Below are 18,603 nucleotides of genomic sequence, written 5' to 3'. Positions count from 1 at the left end.
TGGCAATCGCGGCAGATATATTTGTTTTCCTCATGGATCGATGAAGATAACTGCATTCCCATATCAATGGCCGTAGCGGAACATGCCGGAAAATTGCCTGCACCCTAATAACTATAAGAGGAAAGACTCGTGGCCGATGCTATCGAAGAAAGCCGCTATGCTCGATTTGCCCTGCGCTGTTCCAATTTCGCCGAGCGTTGGTTTCCAGACTCCTGGGTATTCGCCGCCCTCGCCGTGATCATCGTCGCCGTGGCGACCCTGGGTATGGGCGCCGCACCGACCGAAGCCGCCAAGGCCTTTGGCGATGGGTTCTGGAGCCTGATCCCGTTCACCATGCAGATGGCCTTCGTGGTGATCGGCGGGTATGTGGTGGCCAGCTCGCCGCCCGCGGTGAGACTGATCGACCGCCTGGCGCGTATTCCGAAGAACGGCCGCTCAGCGGTGGCCTGGGTGGCGCTGATCTCGATGGTCGCCTCGTTGCTGAACTGGGGCTTATCCTTGGTGTTTGGCGGTTTGCTGGTGCGGGCGCTGGCGCGACGCACGGATCTGCGCATGGATTACCGTGCTGCCGGTGCCGCCGCGTATCTGGGGCTTGGCGCCGTGTGGGCGTTGGGGCTGTCGTCATCGGCGGCACAGCTGCAGGCAAACCCGGCGAGCCTGCCGCCGTCGATTCTGTCGATCACGGGGGTGATCCCGTTCACCGACACCATCTTCCTGTGGCAATCCGGCGTGCTGTTGCTGGCGTTGATCGTGGTGTCGCTGATTATCGCCTACGCCACCGCACCCGGCCCGAACAGCGCCCGCGATGCCAAGGCCTGTGGGGTCGACCCGGCGTTCAACCTGCCCAAGCTGCAAGCCCCGACCCGGCCGGGCGAGTGGCTGGAACACAGTCCATTGCTGACTATTTTGCTGGCGCTGCTGGCGGCCGGTTGGCTGTTCCATGAGTTCTCGACAAAGCCGGCGATCAGCGCGATCTCGGGGCTGAACACCTATAACTTCCTGTTCATCATGACCGGTGCCCTGCTGCACTGGCGCCCGCGCAGCTTCCTTGACGCGGTGGCGCGGGCGGTGCCGACCACCACTGGCGTGCTGATCCAGTTCCCGCTGTATGGCTCGATCGCAGCGCTGATGACTGTGGTCAAGGGCGGTGACGGCCAGACCCTGGCGCACCATATCTCGACCTTCTTCACCTCCATCGCGTCCCACGACACCTACGCGTTGTTGATGGGTGTGTACTCGGCGGTGCTGGGTTTCTTCATCCCGTCGGGCGGTGGCAAGTGGATCATCGAAGCGCCGTACGTGATGCAAGTGGCCAATGACCTGCAATACCACCTGGGCTGGGCCGTGCAGATCTACAACGCCGCCGAGGCGCTGCCGAACCTGATCAATCCGTTCTATATGCTGCCGTTGCTGGGGGTATTGGGGCTGAAGGCACGGGACTTGATCGGATTCTCGTTCGTGCAGTTGCTGGTACATACGCCGCTGGTGTTGTTCCTGCTGTGGGCGCTGGGGACGACGTTGAAGTATTTGCCGCCGGTAATGCCCTAATCAATGGATGAAGCACCTGTTGCTGCAACAGGTGCTTCATTCAGGCGCAACAGGAAGACATTCCAATAGATCAGGCAGGGCGCTCTGGATCGTGTCCCAAACCACATCAAGGTTGATATCGAAATAACCGTGGGCGATTCGGTTGCGCATTCCGCACATGCTACGCCATGGGACTTGCGGGTGACGTGACGCAAAATCCGGATGCTGGTCCATGATTTTCGTAGAAGCTTCACCAATGATGATCAGGCTCATGATCACCGCTTGCTGAGTACGCCGATCTTCCAAAAAACCTTCTTTACCCAAGCCGTCAACAAAGGTGATCGCATCAGTGGCAGCTCTGCGGATGTGACTCAGATAATCTTCAAGACGGTTCATTGTCATACCGGCCGCGCCTCAGCCAAGACTTTTGCGCGAAACGTCAAAGGCAAATCGGCCGGCGTCAGCAAGTCCACATTGACACCCAGCAGATCCTCAAGTTCTACCTGCAGCCCACCCAGATCAAAGAGAGTGGTTCCCGGCGGAGCATCGACCAGCAAATCCAGATCGCTGCCCTCTTGGTCGGTACCCAGTAATACAGACCCAAATACTCTCGGATTTGAGATGCGAAAACGGCCTACCACTTCTCTTACGGCTGCACGCTGTAGGTCAAGGGCGGTTGAAGGTTTCACGGTTCACCTCAGTGGTATCCATTACTGATCCAGTCTAGCAGCGCTGACCGTCTGTAGACACATGCATACGGCCCGTGGCGGTGTTACCAAGAGATTCGATACAGCCCAAACATCTGATCCTTATAAATACGGCACATGTCTGATCGAACGCGTGGGCATATCTCACGCGGATGAATGGCAACCTCTGGCTCCACCCACCAATACCTTTGATTAACCTGACTCGGACTCCTACTCACCTAGCACCAAGGAAACTCCGATGACGCCCCTATCCAAATCACTGGAAGAGTTGATCACTGATATCTACCAGGACGGCAACGTTTCAGTCACTGAATACAGGACCTTGCGCGACGACGCAGATCGCCGCATGGCCGCGGTGATCAAGGAATTCGGCCTGCACAACAACGTGACCGCCTTCCAGAAATCGATCGACGTGGCCATGCAGTTGTTGCAGACCAGTGTCATCGATGCAAAGAAAGCCAGGCTGACCGACACGGGCGAGGCCATCGTCAAGGACGCGGTGACGGCCCAGGTCGAGTACTTGCGCGCCGGCAGCGAGTTGGCACTGCGTCTGCTGTGATCCTCTGATTCAAATCACTGTCTTCGTTCCGTCACATTGCATTGCTACCGTCCTGCGAAATATCTTGCAACATCTCGCCAAGGACTCCCCCGCAATGAGCGACGAGCACGAAGACCGCCCTTCCCCCGATTCCACAGCCCAACCGCCCGTCGACACCAGCCGCCGGCGTTTCCTGGGGGGCGCGGCGGTGTTGGGGGTCGGTGCGACCCTGAGTGCCTGCGGCAATACCAGCGAAGCACCGGGCAAACCGGTGGCACGGCCGCTCACGCCGCAAGAGCTGGACAAAGCCTTGCACGAGCAGGTGAAAACCGTGGTGGTGATCTACGCCGAGAACCGCAGTTTCAACAACCTGTTTGCGGATTTCCCCGGCGTTGAGAAACCGCTGTCGGCGCTATCCGCTGCCGACACGCAGCAGCGTGACCGCGATGGCAGCTTGTTGACCAGCCTGCCTCCGGCGTGGGGCGGCGTGCTGCAAGTCGGCCCGCAAACGGTGGACGGGGTGACCTACCCCAGCGAAGTGCAATTTCAGGAAAACCTGCCCAACGCGCCCTTCGCCCTCAAGGGCCCGAACGCCGAAGACCTGCCCCTGAACCTGGTCACCCGTGACCTGTGGCACGTGTTCTACCAGAACCAGATGCAGATCAACGGCGGCAAGAATGACAACTTCGTCGCCTGGGCCGACTCTGGCGGCCTGGTGATGGGGCATTACGCCCAGAGCCGTTATGCCCTGCGCCTGTGGGACGTGGCCAAGGAGTTTGTGCTCTGCGATAACTTCTTCCAGGGTGCGTTTGGCGGCTCGTTCCTCAACCACCAATACCTGATCAGCGCCACCGCGCCGTTTTACCCGAATGCCGCGCAATCGGTGGCCAAGGCGCAGATCGCCACGCTGCAAAGCGATGACCCGACCGACCCGCGCCTCAAGCCCCTGGACAAGTCCCCCGCCAGCGCCATGAGCGGCCCGCCGCAGTTCGGCCCCAGCGCGCTGACCCCGGATGGCTACGGCGTGAACACCCTGGCCCCGCCCTACTGGCCGACCTGGATCCGCGACCCGGAAAACCCGGATTACTCCAAGCCTGACCTGCCCAACGTGCTGGTGCCGCAAACCCACGAACACATCGGCGACAAGCTGTCGAAGAAGAACGTCGACTGGGCGTGGTACGCCGGCGCGTGGCAAGCGACGCTGGACCAGTTCAAGGATTCGGGCGGTATTCCGAAAATCCCGAACTTCCAGTATCACCACCAGCCGTTCAACTACTTCAAGCAGCAGGGTCCCGAGAACCGCACCGAGCGCGACAAGCGCCTGCGTGATGGCGGTTTGGGAGACGAGTCGAGCACCAACAAGTTCTTTGCCGACGCCCAGGCCGGCAAGCTGCCCGCTGTCACCTTCTACAAACCCCAGGGCAACCTGAACATGCACGCGGGCTATGCCGACGTGGCCTCGGGCGACCGCCATATCGCCCGTGCCTTGAAGGTACTGCAAGAGAGCCCGCAGTGGAAAAACATGGTGGTGGTGGTGACGGTCGACGAAAACGGCGGTTGGTGGGACCACGTGGCACCGCCCAAGGGCGACCGCTGGGGCCCTGGCACGCGGATTCCGGCGCTGGTGGTGTCGCCGTTCGCCCGCAAAGGCACGGTGGACCATACGGTGTACGACACCGCATCGATCCTGCGCCTGATCACCCGGGTGTTCCAGCTGGAAACCCTGGACGGCCTCAAGCAGCGCGATGACGCGATGATCGCCCGCGGCCAGAAACCCATGGGCGACTTGAGCAACGCGTTGCAGTTCAGCGTGTAGGTTTTCTTATCCAATAGCGACACGCCCGGTGATTTAGCACGCGGTTTTCCTGGTCAGCCGCTACTGTGTTGGGGTGGGCTTTCACCCCGCGCAGACGGGCTTTCGCTGACAAGGAAACAACCATGTTCAAACCAACCAGGCTGTCCTTCACCCTGGCCGCACTGATGGCGAGTGCGGCAGTACAGGCCGACATCGAGGTGCCGCTGGGGAGCACGCAACGTGTGACTCAACTATTCGCTTTCCCCAACAACTGCAACGTGATCTGCTTTCGGCCCTGGACGCTGGAACAGACTGCCGAACATTACTTGAACCAGAGCCTGCAACGGGATGGGTACAGCCGGGCGAAAGTCAGCGTCAAGACCCATGACGGTCAGGTTTCGGCGACTTTCAGCGGTGTGCCGGACAGTTATGGCCAACCGCTGACCACCCTGCTCAATACCGCCGACCTGGCTTATCAAGGCGCCAGCAAGCTCAACAGCGATGGCAAGTGGGCCTACAACTGGTACCTGTTCCTGCCGCTGGGCATGGCCCTGGAAAATCGCAAAAGCATCGAGCTACTGCACTTCCCGCCGGACTACTCGCTGACCCAGGCCCAGGACTACCTGGAATCGGCCACCACCGACCGCTGGGCCACTCTGCTGACCGACAATGGCATCCCGGCCACCGAAACCCCGGCCTACCAGACCATCATCGATATCGCGCCCATCGCCGCGCCGTCCAATGCGGGCAAGGACCTGGAAGGCCTCTACAGCTACTTCACCGATTACCAGACGCGCATGGTCCGGGAGTTGAGCCTGCCGGCCAAAGGGGCATTGCCCATGGTGGCGTTCGGCGCACCGGTGCGCAGCTGGATCAAGCAACAATACGGGCAGACGGTAGGCGTGCTGGGCCTGGCGCAGATCAGCCCAGCCGCCGGCCAAACCGTTTCGGTGCTGGGTTCGAACCACCCCAGTTACATCTGGTATGCCGCGAGCCCCGACACCTACGACGGCAACGAGCAGAAAGCCGACGAGGCCGGCTTGAAGGTCATGGGCCAGGACCTGAGCGCCGCCTGCTGGCAGGCCGGGATGGGCCAGAAACCCGCGAGCGATCCGAATGTATTGCTCAAGGCCTGCATGAATACCTGGCAAGTCACGCGCAAGGAGCAGACGTGCGAGCTGTTCTACACCTCGGTGCGCAATCTTTCCCCGCAAGACGCGAATGCCAAGTGCGCTACGCCCACCATCAAGACCCAGTTAAAACAGCTGCGCAATGCGGCCCCAGCCCCGACGGTCAGTGCGCCGGCGCTGTAAATTACACAAAAAAAAGCCGATTTCTACTGTCAACATTGACAGTAGAAATCGGCTCCATGTTCAGCGAGTCTTGAGCCGCGCCCATCCGCTGCAAGACTGGTAGTCAGCCACCACCCGCAGGTCGATGCAGCCTAAACCAGGAGAGTTATGAAAACTCAGGCCATGGATAAGGCTAAAACCGCTGCGAGTGACTGCCTTTATCCCTTCGCGAGCACGTCTTTTACGCGTGGCTACCCTTCGAGCCGTGAATTTCAGGTGGTCCACGACCCAGAGGGGGAACCCACGGGAATAAAGGCTCGTATCAATTTTGGCAGCCGGACATGCATCGCCAAGGTATCAGGCTATGCGTTGAGCGAAAGGTGCAAGCATACCTTTCAGATTTCTTCGCGCATTTACCTGTATGACCGATGGTTCTGCGGCCAATTGCGCCACTCCTGCAGCCCAAACACCTTTCTCGATACTCAATACTTGGAGCTTTGGGCAGTGGCTCCGATCTGCGCAGGAACCTGGATCACGCTCGACTACGCCAGCACCTGCGACATCCTGGACGTTCAATTCGCTTGCACCTGCGGCGCGCCCTGCTGCAAGGAGTGGATCAAAGGCTGGAATGAACAGATCAATGCAGAGGGGCTGCGCTTCCTCGAAGAGAAGCGCAGCCTGGGCGTCCCTTAGGCCTCACCCAATGGACGCAAGCGATACTGCGGTGGCAACTGCTCGAAACCACTGATAGTGGTATTCAAGCTCTTCCAGCGCCCATCCTTGATGCCGTAGATGCAGCCGTGGATCGACAGGCTCTGCCCACGGTGCCAGGCGTTCTGCACGATGCTGGTGTGACCGACGTTGGCCACTTGCTGGATCACGTTCAACTCGCAAAGGCGGTCGACGCGTTCTTCTTCAGTCGGTAATTGGGCCAGCAGGTCGCGGTTCTCGTAGTAGAGGTCGCGAATCGTGCGCAGCCAGCCGTCGATCAGGCCGAACTGGCGGTCCTGCATCGAGGCGCGCACGCCGCCGCAACCATAGTGGCCAGTCACGAGGATGTGTTTGACCTTGAGCACGTCCACCGCGTACTGGATCACCGACAGGCAATTGAGGTCGGTGTGCAGCACCACGTTGGCCACATTACGGTGCACGAACAGATCCCCCGGCAGCATGCCGACGATCTCGTTGGCCGGTACGCGGGCATCGGAACAGCCGATCCACAGGTATTCCGGGGTTTGCTGGCGGGCGAGCTTGGCGAAGAATTCGGGATCTTCCTGTTTGATCGCGTCCGCCCAGCGTTCATTGTTATCAAGCAGGTCTTGTAGTTCGTTCATCAGGGAAAGCCTCAGGAATGATGCGCAGTTTTGTGACTGACAACCCCGCGTCCAGGTCACGCTCAGCACGAATCAGCTTGAATCTTTAGCCTTCCGTGCCTGTCCACACACTATAAGCCCCACAGTATGAGGATTGGCCATGACTGAATCACGACGTCCCTACGGCGCTACACAGCCCGAACCGATTGATGACAATGAAGATCGCATGGGCTCGATGCGTGAGCTGGATTTTGACGAAGACGCGCCCACCACGCATATCGGCGACGAACGGGTGCGCGAGGCCGGGCTGACCGGGGCTTCGACCGAAGACCATGAAGCGACGGACGATGACATGAGCCCTGAAACGCTGATCCATGAAGATGGAGCACGGGATGCTCAGGAAGCGGGCGAAGGCGAACCGGCGGACTGGGACCTGAGTATCGTCGATGAGGATGAGATCGGTGGGGGCAATGGCCTGGATGAGGCCGAATTGGCGGATATTGATCCAGTAGACGGTAACCGCTGACAAAACGTGGCCCTACAGGTGGGAGGGGGCTTGCCCCCGATAGCGGCATGTCAGACTGATAAGGTGTCTGGTACACCGCCATCGGGGGCAAGCCCCCTCCCACAATGGGGCGATGTATTTAGTCGACCAGGGTGCAGGCCATGACGACCGCATCTTCGCGGCCACCGACAGCCGGGTAGTAGTCCCGGCGACGGCCAATCTCGTTGAAGCCATAGCGCTCATACAGGCGAAACGCGCCGGTATTGCTGTCGCGCACTTCCAGGAAGCATTCCCGTGCACTGGCGGCATAGGCGCGGGACATCAGGTGTTCCAGCAGCGCCAGGCCAAGGCCGCGTCCCTGGTTTTCCGGTTTGACGGTGATGTTCAGCAGATGCGCCTCGTCGAGGATGATCTGCACCACGCCGTGCCCCACCTGCTGTTCACCTTCAAACATCAGCCAGATCTGGTATTTGCCCAGCCCATCGAGAAAGATCCCACGGGTCCAGGGGTGGCTGAACGCCGCATATTCGATTTTCAGCACAGCGTCGAGGTCGGCCTCGGTCATCGGGCGGAAGGATAAAGCCTCACTCATCGGTTGTTTTCCAGCGCGCCATCAGCCGGCGCATGGCTTGCCAGACATCAGCCTTACGCTGTGGCTCTTCCATTAATAATTCCAGACCCGGCAGGGCCCACACCGAACCCAGGCTTTCGACCTGCAGTTCGCGGTACCAGGCTTCGGCATTGGCCTCGCCCGCAAAACGCACGGCGGGCAGGCCGATCAGCCACAGGCACACGCAGGGTTCGTCCTCCAGGCGCGCAGACACAAAACCTTGCACAAAATCCCGCGCGGCCTCGGGGCCCTGGTCCATGTTGCCGCGCACCAGCAGCGGCCAACGCACCGGGTCGCCGACGATTTGCGGGCTGTCGGGCAGGCCGGCGGCGCGCAGCATGTCCTTGAGCAGCATGTAGGCGGGGTCGCGGGTCTGGAAACGTTCGCCGGTGGGTAACTCCACCAGCAGCAGGCAGCGCCCGGCGCGCAGCAATTGCAGGGCAAAGCGCGGTGGCGGCACCACCGGGGCCTTGACCACCGGGGCCGCCTCTTCGACCACCTTGGCGGCCTTGGTGATTGGCGCAGGACGCGGCACTTCGATCTTGGCGCGCTCGACCACCGGTCGCGTCTCCGGCGTGGGCTTGACCACCGCCACCGGCGCAGCCGCTTCCTCGCCCGAAGACTCGAACGCCTCATAGGGCTCAAGCGCCTGCAACAGCTCGGGCCGCGACGGCGCGGCAAACGGCAGTTCGGTGCGGGGCAGCCAGTTGACCACCTGCATGGCGGTCAAGTAAGCGCGACGTCGGGACTCGATAAGCACAGCTCGGCCACTTGTGGATAACTAAAGAGCGGCGATTCTACCGCTGTTCGGCAACAATCGCCCACTGCGTACTGACCGGCTGTGGATAAATCCCGCGTCCGATGCAGTACAATCGCGACTTTTAATCGCCAACCAGCCGGCCATTCCAATGATCGAACCCAAGCGCGTCTTGCGCGCCCTCGCCGAACACTGGGCCCTGCTTGAGCCACTGTGCGAACACTTCGACCAAGGCACCCTGAGCCTGAGTGAACTGCGCGCACAACTGGCCGCCCAACAACTGGACAGCACGCCACAGGACATCACCAGCCTGCTGGACGTGTGGATTCGCCTGGACATCCTGGTGCCTGTCGCCAAGAGCCCGAACCGTTTCGAGCTCAATGCACAGATCCACGATTTCCTGGCCTATCTTCGCAAGGAGCACCGGCTTGGCCTGTGCCTGGAAATCGAAGCCTACCTGCGCCACCTCGAGCGCCTGGCCGGCTACATCCAGGACGCCTTCGACATCCGTGACGGCCACGACCTGGCCCGTCAACTGCGCCTGCTCGACATGCGCGTGCGCGATGTGCTGAAAAAACTCGCCAACGACGAACAGGCCCTCGCCGCCGTGGCAGACCGCGCCAAGACCAGCGACCGGCAGATCCCGTTGCGCCAGCGTTATGCCGAGGTCCTGGCGACCTGGGACGAATACGTCGAACCGATGATCCAGCTGGTGAACGCCGACGGCGCCTTCGAACAAGGCGTGCGCAAGGTGGAAAATGTGTTGCTGCGCATGCTCACCGAACAGCAGCGCCTCGGCCACCTGGTGGACGACGACATGTTGCTGCGCACCCACGCGCGCATTCTGGAAATGCAGACCAGCGCCCAACTGACCTTGCGTCATGCCCGCGAACTGCTGCTGCCGCTGCGTGAAGAAGCGCGTCGGCACAACGCCGTGACCCGTGGTGCGGCGCTGGCCTTGTCGGCGATCCGCCGTAAAGGCCTGGACGCAGTGCCACAGGCGGCGATGCCGATGTTCACCCGGCCGCAGAGCACCTTCCTCGGCAGCGCCAGCCAGGTCGAAGCCTATGTGTATGCGCTGGCGAATTTCGAGCCGAAACCGGCGCGCTTTCCCAAGGCGCACAAGTCCCACAAGGGCGACGCCCAGCGTGCACCGCGCACGGTCAAGGAGATGCTCGAGCGCTGCGAAGACGCCCTGCCGATGCCGGACCTGATGACCTGGCTGCTGGAGCAGGAACCAGACGGCGCCACCGACGAATTGCTGTACTGGTTCTCGCGCCTCTCGCGGGAAAAACGCTTCAAGCGCGAACGCCTGGAACGCCGCGATTACCACACACACGAGCACCAGGTCAGCCTGCGCTCATTCGCCCTGCTCCCGGCCGGATCCGACGCCGCCGAGCACCCTGCGAGTACACCTCATGCATCTTGATCTATCCGAACTGTCCCAGCTGGCGCCAATCTTTCGCGAGCTGTTCAAGGGTTACCACGTCAGCCGCCGCGACCCGGAGCTGTACGCACAACTGTCGAACTTCCAGGACCAGTACCGCACGCTGTTCAAGGCCCTGGGCTTTGAACTGGTGTGCGACACGCGGGGCTTCTACTACTTCGTGCCGGACACTGCCGTGGCCGCCGCGCAGGTCAACAAGACCGCCCAGCGCCTGGCGCTGTTCACCTTCATCATCGTCGAGCACCTGGCCGACCAGGGCCGCGACCCGATCGCCGTGCTTGACGGTGGCAGCCTCGGCCGTGATGAGCTGCCGTCGTTGCTGGAGAAATACCGTGACCTGTTTATCCAGGCCGAAGTGCAGACCCAGGAAGAACTCGAAGAAAAAATCATGCGCCGCATGACCCAGCTGGGTTTTGCCAGCGAAGACAACGGCATCTATCGCTTCCTGCCGCCGATGCACCGCTTCCTCGATGTGTGCCTGTCGGTGCAGCAAGACCGCGACCTGGCAGCCAGCGTGCACAGCGTGTTGCCGCTGCCGGCACCGGTGATCATCGACGAAGACAGCGATGAGAAATTGCTGAAAACCGATGACCCACTCGACTTGAGCGACTTCGCCGATGAAAGCGAAGAAGACGCCCTGGCCCGCGCCATTGCCGAAGAACAGGAGACCGATGCATGAGCAAGGAACGCTACGGCATCCGCCGCTTCGCCCTATTGAACACCGCCGGCTACAGCCTGGGCCTGTTCCCGCTGGAAGAGCCGCTGTCCGTGTATGGCGCGAACAACCTGGGTAAATCCGCCTCGATCAACGCCTTGCAGTTCCCGATCCTGGCGCGCATGTCGGACATGAGTTTCGGCAAGTACACCCTGGAACAATCGCGGCGCTTCTACTTCGCCACCGACACCAGCTACATCCTCGTGGAAGTCTCGCTGCCCCACGGCCCCCATGTGATCGGCGTGGTCGGGCGTGGCCCGGGCGGTGGTTTCGGTCACCAGTTCTTCGCCTATGCCGGCAAGCTGGACCTGGCGCACTACCAGAAGAATGACACCTGCCTGCGTCAGAAAGAGCTGTTCACCAACCTCGAGCGCGAAGGCCTGAAAGCCTACGAACTCAAGCCGGATGAACTGCGTCGCTTGCTGGTGGGCGGGCATACGTCGATCCCGCTGGACCTGACGTTGATTCCACTGCGCTCCACCAGCGAGCAGAGCCTGAAGACCTTCCGCGCACTGTTTATCAACCTGCTGCACATGCGTGAAATCACCGCGGCCAAGCTCAAGCAATTGTTCCTGGATGCGTTTGAGCACAGCCTGCGCTCGGGTAGCGTGGACTACATCGCGGCGTGCGAAGAAGCCTTCCGTGATGTGCGACGGATGGAGCAGGACTACAACTCCCTGGTTGCAGCTGGCCCGTTGGTTGAAGCGCTGTCCAATGGCGTGAAGCAGCGCGACATTTTGCGCGGCAAATTGCATCGCCTATCGCCGCTGCTGGATTCGTTGCTCGGCACTTGGTCGGACTACGCCAGCGCGCGCAAGGAAGAACTGACGATCCAGGCCGAACACTACCGCAACGAGCAGGACGCGTTGCAGAACGACCAACGTGGCGGCACCCAGGAGCTGATGCGCCTGGAGCGGGAAATCAGCGGTATCCAGCGTTGGCTGGGCGAGTTGTCGGTGCTCAAGCATCGCTTTGCCCTGGTGGATGACGTGAAGGTGCTGGAGCAGCAACTGCTGGCGGCCAAGGATGCCCACGATGAACTGGCGGGCGCCCTGGCGCAGTCGCGGCAGTTCAGTGCCGAGGATCTGGACGAGCGTTTGCGCGATCTGGAAAAGCGCCTGAAGTCGGTCAAGCAGCAGCTCGATCACGCGGACAACAACAGCTACGCCAAACTGCGGGAGGAATTCTCACAGCAAGACGTCGAGCGTCTGATGCGCCTGTTCAACAGTTCGTTGTTCAGCCTGCCGTTGGGCGAACATGGCATCACGCTGGACGAGGACGGCCAGTGGGTCAAATCCCTGGAGCAGATACTCGACGGCTTCAAGGGTGAGCGCTTTGAAGTACCGGGGCTGTCCATCGACATCTCCCATATCGAACCGCCGGCCTTGCAGGCCCTGGCGGATCGCGCGGCGTTGCGCGACCAGAAAGAGCGCCTGGAGAAAGAACTCAAGCAACTGAAAACCCAGCAGGCTGTCGCGTCTGACCGTGCCGCGAGCAAGACTCAGACAGAAGCGCTGTACCAGCAGGTGCTCGATGCGCAGAAGGCGCTGGAAGACTTCCGCCGTGCGCAAACCCTGAGCGCGGAGGAAGGCGAAAAGCTGGAAAACCTGGCGCAGATGGAAGCCGCACAAGACGAGTTGAAGCGTTCCAGTGATGCGTTCACCGAGCGTGTTCAGCAACTGTCGGCGAAGCTGCAACTGGTGGGCCGCCAGATCGGCGACATGGAAGCCAAGCAACGCACGCTGGACGACGCGTTGCGTCGCCGTCAATTGTTACCGGCGGATTTGCCGTTCGGCACACCGTTCATGGACCCGGTCGACGACTCCATGGACAACCTGCTGCCGCTGCTCAATGACTATCAGGACAGCTGGCAAGGCTTGTTGCGCGCCGATGGCCAGATCGAAGCGCTGTACGCCCAGGTCCGCCTCAAGGGCGTGGCCAAGTTCGACAGCGAGGATGATGTCGAGCGCCGCCTGCAATTGCTGATCAATGCCTATGCGCACCGCACGGATGAAGCGCTGACACTCGGCAAGGCCCGCCGTGCGGCGGTCACCGATATCGCACGGACCCTGCGCAACATCCGCAGCGACTACGACAGCCTTGAGCATCAACTGGCGTTGTTCAACCGTGAGATCAACAAGCGCCAAGTCTCCAACCTGCAAAGCTTCCGCATCGTGCTGGCGCCGAACAAGGAAGCGCTCAAGCATATCGACCAGATCATCCACAGTGCCGGTCAGTATGAAGAAGGCGAAACCCTGTCGGTGTTCGACCTGAGCCAGAGCGCCGAGCAGGACAACAAGAACGAAGAAGCCAAGGAGTACCTGGCGCGGCTGGTGGCAGCCAACCATAACCAGCTGGGTCTCAAGGACTTGTTCGAGCTGGCGTTCGAGATCACCAAGGTGCATGGCCAGCCGGTGATCCACACTGACATCGATGGCGCCGCGTCCAACGGCACCACCATGACCATCAAGGCGCTGACCAACATGTACTTGTTGCTGCACTTGATGGACCGTGACCAGGCCGGGCGTGTGCGTTTGCCGTACTACCTTGACGAAGCGGCGGACATCGATGAGAAGAACCAGGCTGCCCTGTTGGAGACCAGCTTGCAGCTGGGCTTCGTACCGATCCTGGCCAGTGTGAAGCCGCAGGTCTCCGCCCAGGTGGCGATCGACCTGGAAGGCGGCAGCGGGCCGAATGGGATCTACATCGATGAGGCGGACTGGAAGTACATCCGTCGTCATGATGTGGTGAAGGCGACGATGAATGTGCAGGCGGATGAGCCGGAGCTGGATGAAGTCTGACGTCATGCGCTGAAATGCAAAAAGGCCGCGATCTATGGATCGCGGCCTTTTTTGTGGCGCTTATTTGCCGAGCGGAATTTTAGGTGCCCAGGTCAGCCACTCATCTTCAAACTTGTCGAACAGCGGGAAGGTTTGCTGTGGCCGGGCGGCATTGCCCATGCGCTCGCCATCGGGTGTGGCGAAGGCGATACCGCCAGCGACCAGCGTTTCCAAGGATTCCGTGCGTACGGTTGCGCCCTTGAACAGGCCGAAGTCGAGGCCAAAGCCGCTGGTGTTCCAGAATCGGCTACCGCTGCGGACCAACGGGGCATATTTGGGCTCGATCAGAATGTGGATCAACACGCGGTCGGCGGTTTGGCCCAGCTCGTAGCCGGTGACTTTGCCCACGGTGACTTCGCGGTAGGTGACTGGTACGCCCTCCTTCAGCGAACCGCGGCGTGCGGCGCTAAGGGTCAGGCTCAGGCCGGCTTCCTGATGGGCAGCTTCAGGGGGCTGGTCCAGCGCGACGAAACTCTTCTGCGGGCCGGCGTTTTTCACAGCCGGTTGTACTTCGATGTATTGCCCGGTGACCAGGGTTTCCAGGTTGGCGGTTTTCATCAGGCCCAACTCAGGCTTGACCACCCAGAACTGGCTGCCGACGCGGGCGATCCGATCCGCCACCTGGGTGATACGTGCACTGAGCAACACCGACTGCATGTCGGCACTGAGGTCGACACTTTCGATCTTGCCCACGTCCAGACCTTTGAAACGTACCGGTGTACCAGGGCGCATGCCGTCGGCGCGGTCGACCTTGATGGTCACCAGGGTACCGTGCTGGTTGGCGGCCTCGCGGTCGGCAAACAGACGGAAACGTGGGATGCGCTTTTTCAGCGGAACGTTCTGCTCGGGTGTTTCGAAGGCGATACCGCCAGCCATCAAGCTGGCAAGGGATTCACTCTTCACTTGGATGCCGCCAGTGAGGCCACCGGTCAGGGTGACGCCGCTGGCATTCCAGAAGCGTGTCGAACCGTTGACCAGGTTTTCGTATTCCTTCTCGATGTGGACGCCGATCACCAATTGTTTGTTCTTGCGCGAGAACTGGTAGCTCTGCACCGAGCCGACCTTGACCTGCTTGTAGAGAATCGGGCTGCCGACATCCAGAGAGCCGAGGTTGTCGGTAAACAGCACCATGTGCAGGCCAGGGGAACGCAGGTCCAATGGTGGCGCCTTGGCCCGTGCGACGTACTCACGCTGTGGAGGCGTCCCTTTGTCACCTGGGCGAATGGCGATGTAGTTACCTTTGACCAAGGCTTCAAGCCCAGTGATACCCGCCAGGGAAATAGACGGTTTGACCACCCAGAACTGAGTGTCCTGTACCAGGTAATCTTCAGCCAGGGGATCAAGGGTCAGTTCGGCGTTAGCACTGGAAAGGTCTGGGTTGATCTTCAGCGTTTTCAGGCTGCCGACCTGAATACCTTTGTACATCACCGGTGTACGGCCGGCCTGCAGGCCTTCGAAGTCGGAGAGTGTGACCTTGACCTTGATGCCGGCCGCAGCGGCGTCGAAATCTTCGTACAGCCGGAATGGCAGGCTCGGATCCGTAGGCGGACTGTCCTTGCGGTTCTCCGGCGTGGCGAAGGCGATGCCGCCGGCAACGATGCTGGAGAGGGATTCGCTGCGCACTTTCACGCCGGAGAGGTTCGCATCGATGCTGATGCCGCTGGCGTTCCAGAAACGTGTGTGTTTGCGCACGAGACTGGCGTAGGTCGGTTCGATATAGACCTTGATCTCGACGGTACTCTGGTCTTCGGAGAGCAGATAGCTTTTGACCTGGCCCACCTGGATCTGCTTGTAGAACACCGGGCTGCCACGGTTGAGCGAACCGAGACGGTCAGCCTTGATGGTCAGGTGCAAACCGGGCTTGGCGTCGGACAGGGGCGGCTCTTCGGAGAGCGCCTTGAACTTGCGTGTGGGCTCACCGTCGCCCGGGCTGGCGGCGATGTAGTTACCCGACACCAGGGTTTCCAGGCCGGTGATGCCAGCGAGGCTGACACTCGGCTTGACCAGCCAGAAACGGGTATTGGTCTTCAGGTATTGTTCGACGTCCTTGTTCATCTCGATGGTGGCAATCACCCCGCGATTGTTACCCTCGTCATCCAACGCCAGGGCCTTGACCTTGCCCACCGGCATGCCTTTGTAGACCACTTCGGTCTTGTTGACCTGGATGCCTTCGCCGCTTTCAAAGCGCACCTGGATGTCGATGCCCTGCTGGGAATAGGCACGCCACCCCAGCCATCCACCGATGATCAGGGCAATCAGAGGCAACACCCAAATGGCCGACCAGTTGGAGGCTGGGCGGGTTTTAGCTTTTGGCAAATCACTCATGGTCGTCGTCCGACTCCGTGTTGTCCCAAATCAGTCGGGGATCAAAAGTTACTGCGGCAAGCATCGTCAAGATCACCACACTGGCGAACGCCGCAGCGCCGAGATTGGCCTCGACACTGGCAAGTCGCCCAAAGTTAACAACCGCCACCAGGATGGCGATCACGAAGATATCCAGCATGGACCAGCGGCCAATGAATTCGATAAAGCGGTACATCACAATGCGTTGTTGCGCGGACAACGGTTGGTGACGCTGCACCGAGAACAGTAGCAGACCTATGCCGACCAGCTTGAAGGTTGGCACCAGGATGCTGGCGATGAACACCACAGCCGCGATCGGGTACATGCCATGCTGCACCAGTTGAATCACCCCAGCCATGATAGTGCTGGGGTCACCCTGGCCAAGCGAATTGATGGTCATGATAGGTAACAGGTTGGCGGGAATGTACAAGATCGCCGCGGTGATCAGCAGCGCCCAGGTACGGGTAAGGCTGTTGGGGCGACGGGCATGGATCAGCGCACCACAACGGGTACAGGTTTGCTCGTCGCTATCAGCGTCTTGCTTGTTCAACTCGTGGCATTCGGTACAAATCAGAATGCCTGCATCAATCGCCCGCATGATCATCCTCTCCTGATAGCGCTTGCCAGATCTGGTGGGGCGACATCACCACCTCAAGCAACACCTGAACCACCAATAGGCTGACAAAGCAGACCAGCCCCAGGCCGACCGTGATGGCGGCCATGTCGGCGAGCTTTACGATCGCCACCAGTACGCCCATCAAATAGACCTCCAGCATTCCCCAATCTTTCATGTGATGGTAAATGCGGTACAGCAGTAGCCCATAACTACGCCCGACATTCCAGCGGATGCTGAGCAGCACTGCCAATTGGCAAAGCAGCTTGAGCAAGGGGATGCCCATGCTGCACAGAAAAACGACAACGGCGACACCTTGCATGCCGGTGTCGAACAAACCAACGACGCCACTCCACACGGTGTCTTCGGAAGACTGCCCAAGTAGATTGAGCTGCATGATGGGTAGAAAGTTCGCGGGGACATACAGCAGCAGTGCTGCCAGCACCAAGGCGAGACTTCGCTCAACGACATTGTGGCGGTGAGCGTACAGCTCGTAACCGCAACGCGGGCATTGGGCTTTTTCGCCGAGGGCGAGCACCGGTTTGCGCATCAGCAAGTCGCACTCATGGCATGCCACCAGGTCGTCCAGTGGTAAATCCGATAGCTCGAGGGCATCAGCCGGATCGGGCATAGATAGGGCTCTGACTCTAAAAATGGTTAGGTGCCTATTCTAGTGCTCTGGTTCAGAAATAACTGTGCAAATTTGTCGGGGGATAAGTAGCGCTTGAGTTTTCGACCGCCCAAAACAAAACCCCTGACTGCATAAGCAATCAGGGGTTCTGGAATTTAATCTTGACGATGACCTACTCTCACATGGGGAAACCCCACACTACCATCGGCGATGCATCGTTTCACTACTGAGTTCGGGATGGGATCAGGTGGTTCCAATGCTCTATGGTCGTCAAGAAATTCGGGTACTGAGTCGTGGCCTAGGCCTCGCTTCAGCAAATTGGGTATGTGACAGCTTTCGGTGTTTTGTGAACGTCGAACTTTCGGTTCATTTCGTCTTCACACACCGCAATCTGATGCTCGTTAGAGTAGTCAAATTGCTTGGGTGTTATATGGTCAAGCCTCACGGGCAATTAGTATTGGTTAGCTCAACGCCTCACAGCGCTTACACACCCAACCTATCAACGTCGTAGTCTTCGACGGCCCTTCAGGGAACTCAAGGTTCCAGTGAGATCTCATCTTGAGGCTAGTTTCCCGCTTAGATGCTTTCAGCGGTTATCTATTCCGAACATAGCTACCCGGCAATGCCACTGGCGTGACAACCGGAACACCAGAGGTTCGTCCACTCCGGTCCTCTCGTACTAGGAGCAGCCCCTCTCAAATCTCAAACGTCCACGGCAGATAGGGACCGAACTGTCTCACGACGTTCTAAACCCAGCTCGCGTACCACTTTAAATGGCGAACAGCCATACCCTTGGGACCGGCTTCAGCCCCAGGATGTGATGAGCCGACATCGAGGTGCCAAACACCGCCGTCGATATGAACTCTTGGGCGGTATCAGCCTGTTATCCCCGGAGTACCTTTTATCCGTTGAGCGATGGCCCTTCCATACAGAACCACCGGATCACTAAGACCTACTTTCGTACCTGCTC

Annotated in this window: 17 protein-coding genes and 2 rRNA genes (1 of these 19 only partly in view); 9 read left to right on the top strand and 10 right to left on the bottom strand. The window is 59.9% G+C overall.

What is annotated here, in order from left to right:
- Positions 1–129 precede the first annotated feature (129 nt).
- A complete protein-coding gene (locus BLR69_RS25180) occupies positions 130–1,548 on the top strand; it encodes a short-chain fatty acid transporter (protein ID WP_071494274.1) in 1,419 nt (472 codons plus the stop codon).
- A 36-nt stretch (positions 1,549–1,584) separates the two neighbouring features.
- On the opposite strand, the gene BLR69_RS25175 is transcribed toward BLR69_RS25180, so the two are convergent.
- Positions 1,585–1,929 (bottom strand): HepT-like ribonuclease domain-containing protein, encoded by a 345-nt coding sequence (locus BLR69_RS25175; RefSeq protein WP_071494275.1) that lies wholly within the window; start codon positions 1,927–1,929, stop codon positions 1,585–1,587.
- Positions 1,926–2,216, bottom strand: coding sequence for a nucleotidyltransferase family protein (locus BLR69_RS25170; protein WP_076955290.1), 291 nt, complete (start codon positions 2,214–2,216; stop codon positions 1,926–1,928). Before BLR69_RS25170 ends, BLR69_RS25175 begins: the two co-directional genes overlap by 4 nt.
- A 256-nt stretch (positions 2,217–2,472) precedes the next feature.
- On the opposite strand from BLR69_RS25170, the gene BLR69_RS25165 reads away from it, so the two are divergent.
- From BLR69_RS25165 to BLR69_RS25150, 4 genes are all read left to right on the top strand, one after another.
- A complete protein-coding gene (locus BLR69_RS25165; protein ID WP_071494277.1) occupies positions 2,473–2,793 on the top strand; it encodes a hypothetical protein in 321 nt (106 codons plus the stop codon).
- Between the two features lie 94 nt (positions 2,794–2,887).
- Complete coding sequence (gene acpA / locus BLR69_RS25160; RefSeq protein ID WP_071494278.1) at positions 2,888–4,588, top strand: acid phosphatase; 1,701 nt, start codon at positions 2,888–2,890, stop codon at positions 4,586–4,588.
- A 122-nt stretch (positions 4,589–4,710) separates the two neighbouring features.
- Positions 4,711–5,880 carry a hypothetical protein gene (locus BLR69_RS25155; RefSeq protein ID WP_071494279.1) on the top strand — a complete coding sequence of 390 codons (1,170 nt, stop codon included), beginning with the start codon at positions 4,711–4,713 and terminating at the stop codon, positions 5,878–5,880.
- 147 nt (positions 5,881–6,027) lie between these two features.
- The gene (locus tag BLR69_RS25150; protein ID WP_071494280.1) at positions 6,028–6,552 is read left to right on the top strand and encodes an SET domain-containing protein; all 525 of its coding nucleotides are present in this window, start codon (positions 6,028–6,030) and stop codon (positions 6,550–6,552) included.
- Here BLR69_RS25150 and can read toward each other — a convergent pair.
- Positions 6,549–7,193 (bottom strand): carbonate dehydratase, encoded by a 645-nt coding sequence (gene can, locus BLR69_RS25145; RefSeq protein ID WP_010213394.1) that lies wholly within the window; start codon positions 7,191–7,193, stop codon positions 6,549–6,551. The two genes, BLR69_RS25150 and can, sit on opposite strands and share 4 nt — an antisense overlap.
- 139 nt (positions 7,194–7,332) lie before the next feature.
- Here can and BLR69_RS25140 point away from each other — a divergent pair, with 139 nt between their 5' ends.
- Positions 7,333–7,698, top strand: a complete 366-nt coding sequence (locus tag BLR69_RS25140; protein ID WP_071494281.1) for a serine kinase/phosphatase — start codon at positions 7,333–7,335, stop codon at positions 7,696–7,698.
- Positions 7,699–7,816: 118 nt separating this feature from the next.
- Here BLR69_RS25140 and rimI read toward each other — a convergent pair whose 3' ends face one another.
- Both rimI and BLR69_RS25130 read right to left on the bottom strand, forming a co-directional pair.
- The gene (rimI, locus tag BLR69_RS25135) at positions 7,817–8,269 is read right to left on the bottom strand and encodes a ribosomal protein S18-alanine N-acetyltransferase (RefSeq protein ID WP_005784514.1); all 453 of its coding nucleotides are present in this window, start codon (positions 8,267–8,269) and stop codon (positions 7,817–7,819) included.
- Complete coding sequence (locus tag BLR69_RS25130; protein ID WP_071494282.1) at positions 8,262–9,008, bottom strand: energy transducer TonB; 747 nt, start codon at positions 9,006–9,008, stop codon at positions 8,262–8,264. Before BLR69_RS25130 ends, rimI begins: the two co-directional genes overlap by 8 nt.
- Positions 9,009–9,195: 187 nt before the next feature.
- Here BLR69_RS25130 and mksB point away from each other — a divergent pair, with 187 nt between their 5' ends.
- The 3 genes from mksB to mksF are packed head-to-tail and all read left to right on the top strand — an operon-like array spanning position 9,196 to position 14,007.
- The gene (gene mksB, locus BLR69_RS25125) at positions 9,196–10,473 is read left to right on the top strand and encodes an Mks condensin complex protein MksB (RefSeq protein WP_071494283.1); all 1,278 of its coding nucleotides are present in this window, start codon (positions 9,196–9,198) and stop codon (positions 10,471–10,473) included.
- Complete coding sequence (mksE, locus tag BLR69_RS25120) at positions 10,463–11,170, top strand: Mks condensin complex protein MksE (RefSeq protein ID WP_016974932.1); 708 nt, start codon at positions 10,463–10,465, stop codon at positions 11,168–11,170. Before mksB ends, mksE begins: the two co-directional genes overlap by 11 nt.
- On the top strand, positions 11,167–14,007 hold the full coding sequence (gene mksF / locus BLR69_RS25115; RefSeq protein ID WP_010213400.1) for an Mks condensin complex protein MksF: 2,841 nt from the start codon (positions 11,167–11,169) through the stop codon (positions 14,005–14,007). Before mksE ends, mksF begins: the two co-directional genes overlap by 4 nt.
- Before the next feature lie 60 nt (positions 14,008–14,067).
- Here the strand turns inward: mksF and BLR69_RS25110 are convergent, their stop codons facing one another.
- From BLR69_RS25110 to BLR69_RS25090, 5 genes are all read right to left on the bottom strand, one after another.
- Positions 14,068–16,371, bottom strand: a complete 2,304-nt coding sequence (locus tag BLR69_RS25110; RefSeq protein ID WP_071494284.1) for a PqiB family protein — start codon at positions 16,369–16,371, stop codon at positions 14,068–14,070.
- Positions 16,364–16,987, bottom strand: coding sequence for a paraquat-inducible protein A (locus tag BLR69_RS25105; RefSeq protein WP_058423161.1), 624 nt, complete (start codon positions 16,985–16,987; stop codon positions 16,364–16,366). Before BLR69_RS25105 ends, BLR69_RS25110 begins: the two co-directional genes overlap by 8 nt.
- The gene (locus BLR69_RS25100; RefSeq protein ID WP_071494285.1) at positions 16,974–17,633 is read right to left on the bottom strand and encodes a paraquat-inducible protein A; all 660 of its coding nucleotides are present in this window, start codon (positions 17,631–17,633) and stop codon (positions 16,974–16,976) included. The genes BLR69_RS25105 and BLR69_RS25100 overlap by 14 nt, the downstream gene beginning before the upstream one ends.
- Before the next feature lie 159 nt (positions 17,634–17,792).
- Positions 17,793–17,908 (bottom strand): 5S ribosomal RNA (gene rrf, locus BLR69_RS25095).
- A 155-nt stretch (positions 17,909–18,063) separates the two neighbouring features.
- Positions 18,064–18,603, bottom strand: a 23S ribosomal RNA gene (locus BLR69_RS25090); it runs 2,352 nt beyond the window's last position.

The organism is Pseudomonas azotoformans, from assembly GCF_900103345.1.
Taxonomy (GTDB): Bacteria; Pseudomonadota; Gammaproteobacteria; order Pseudomonadales; family Pseudomonadaceae; genus Aquipseudomonas; species Aquipseudomonas azotoformans.
The sequence above is the reverse complement of the archived record's forward strand: the minus strand, read 5'-3'. Positions and strand labels throughout refer to the sequence as shown.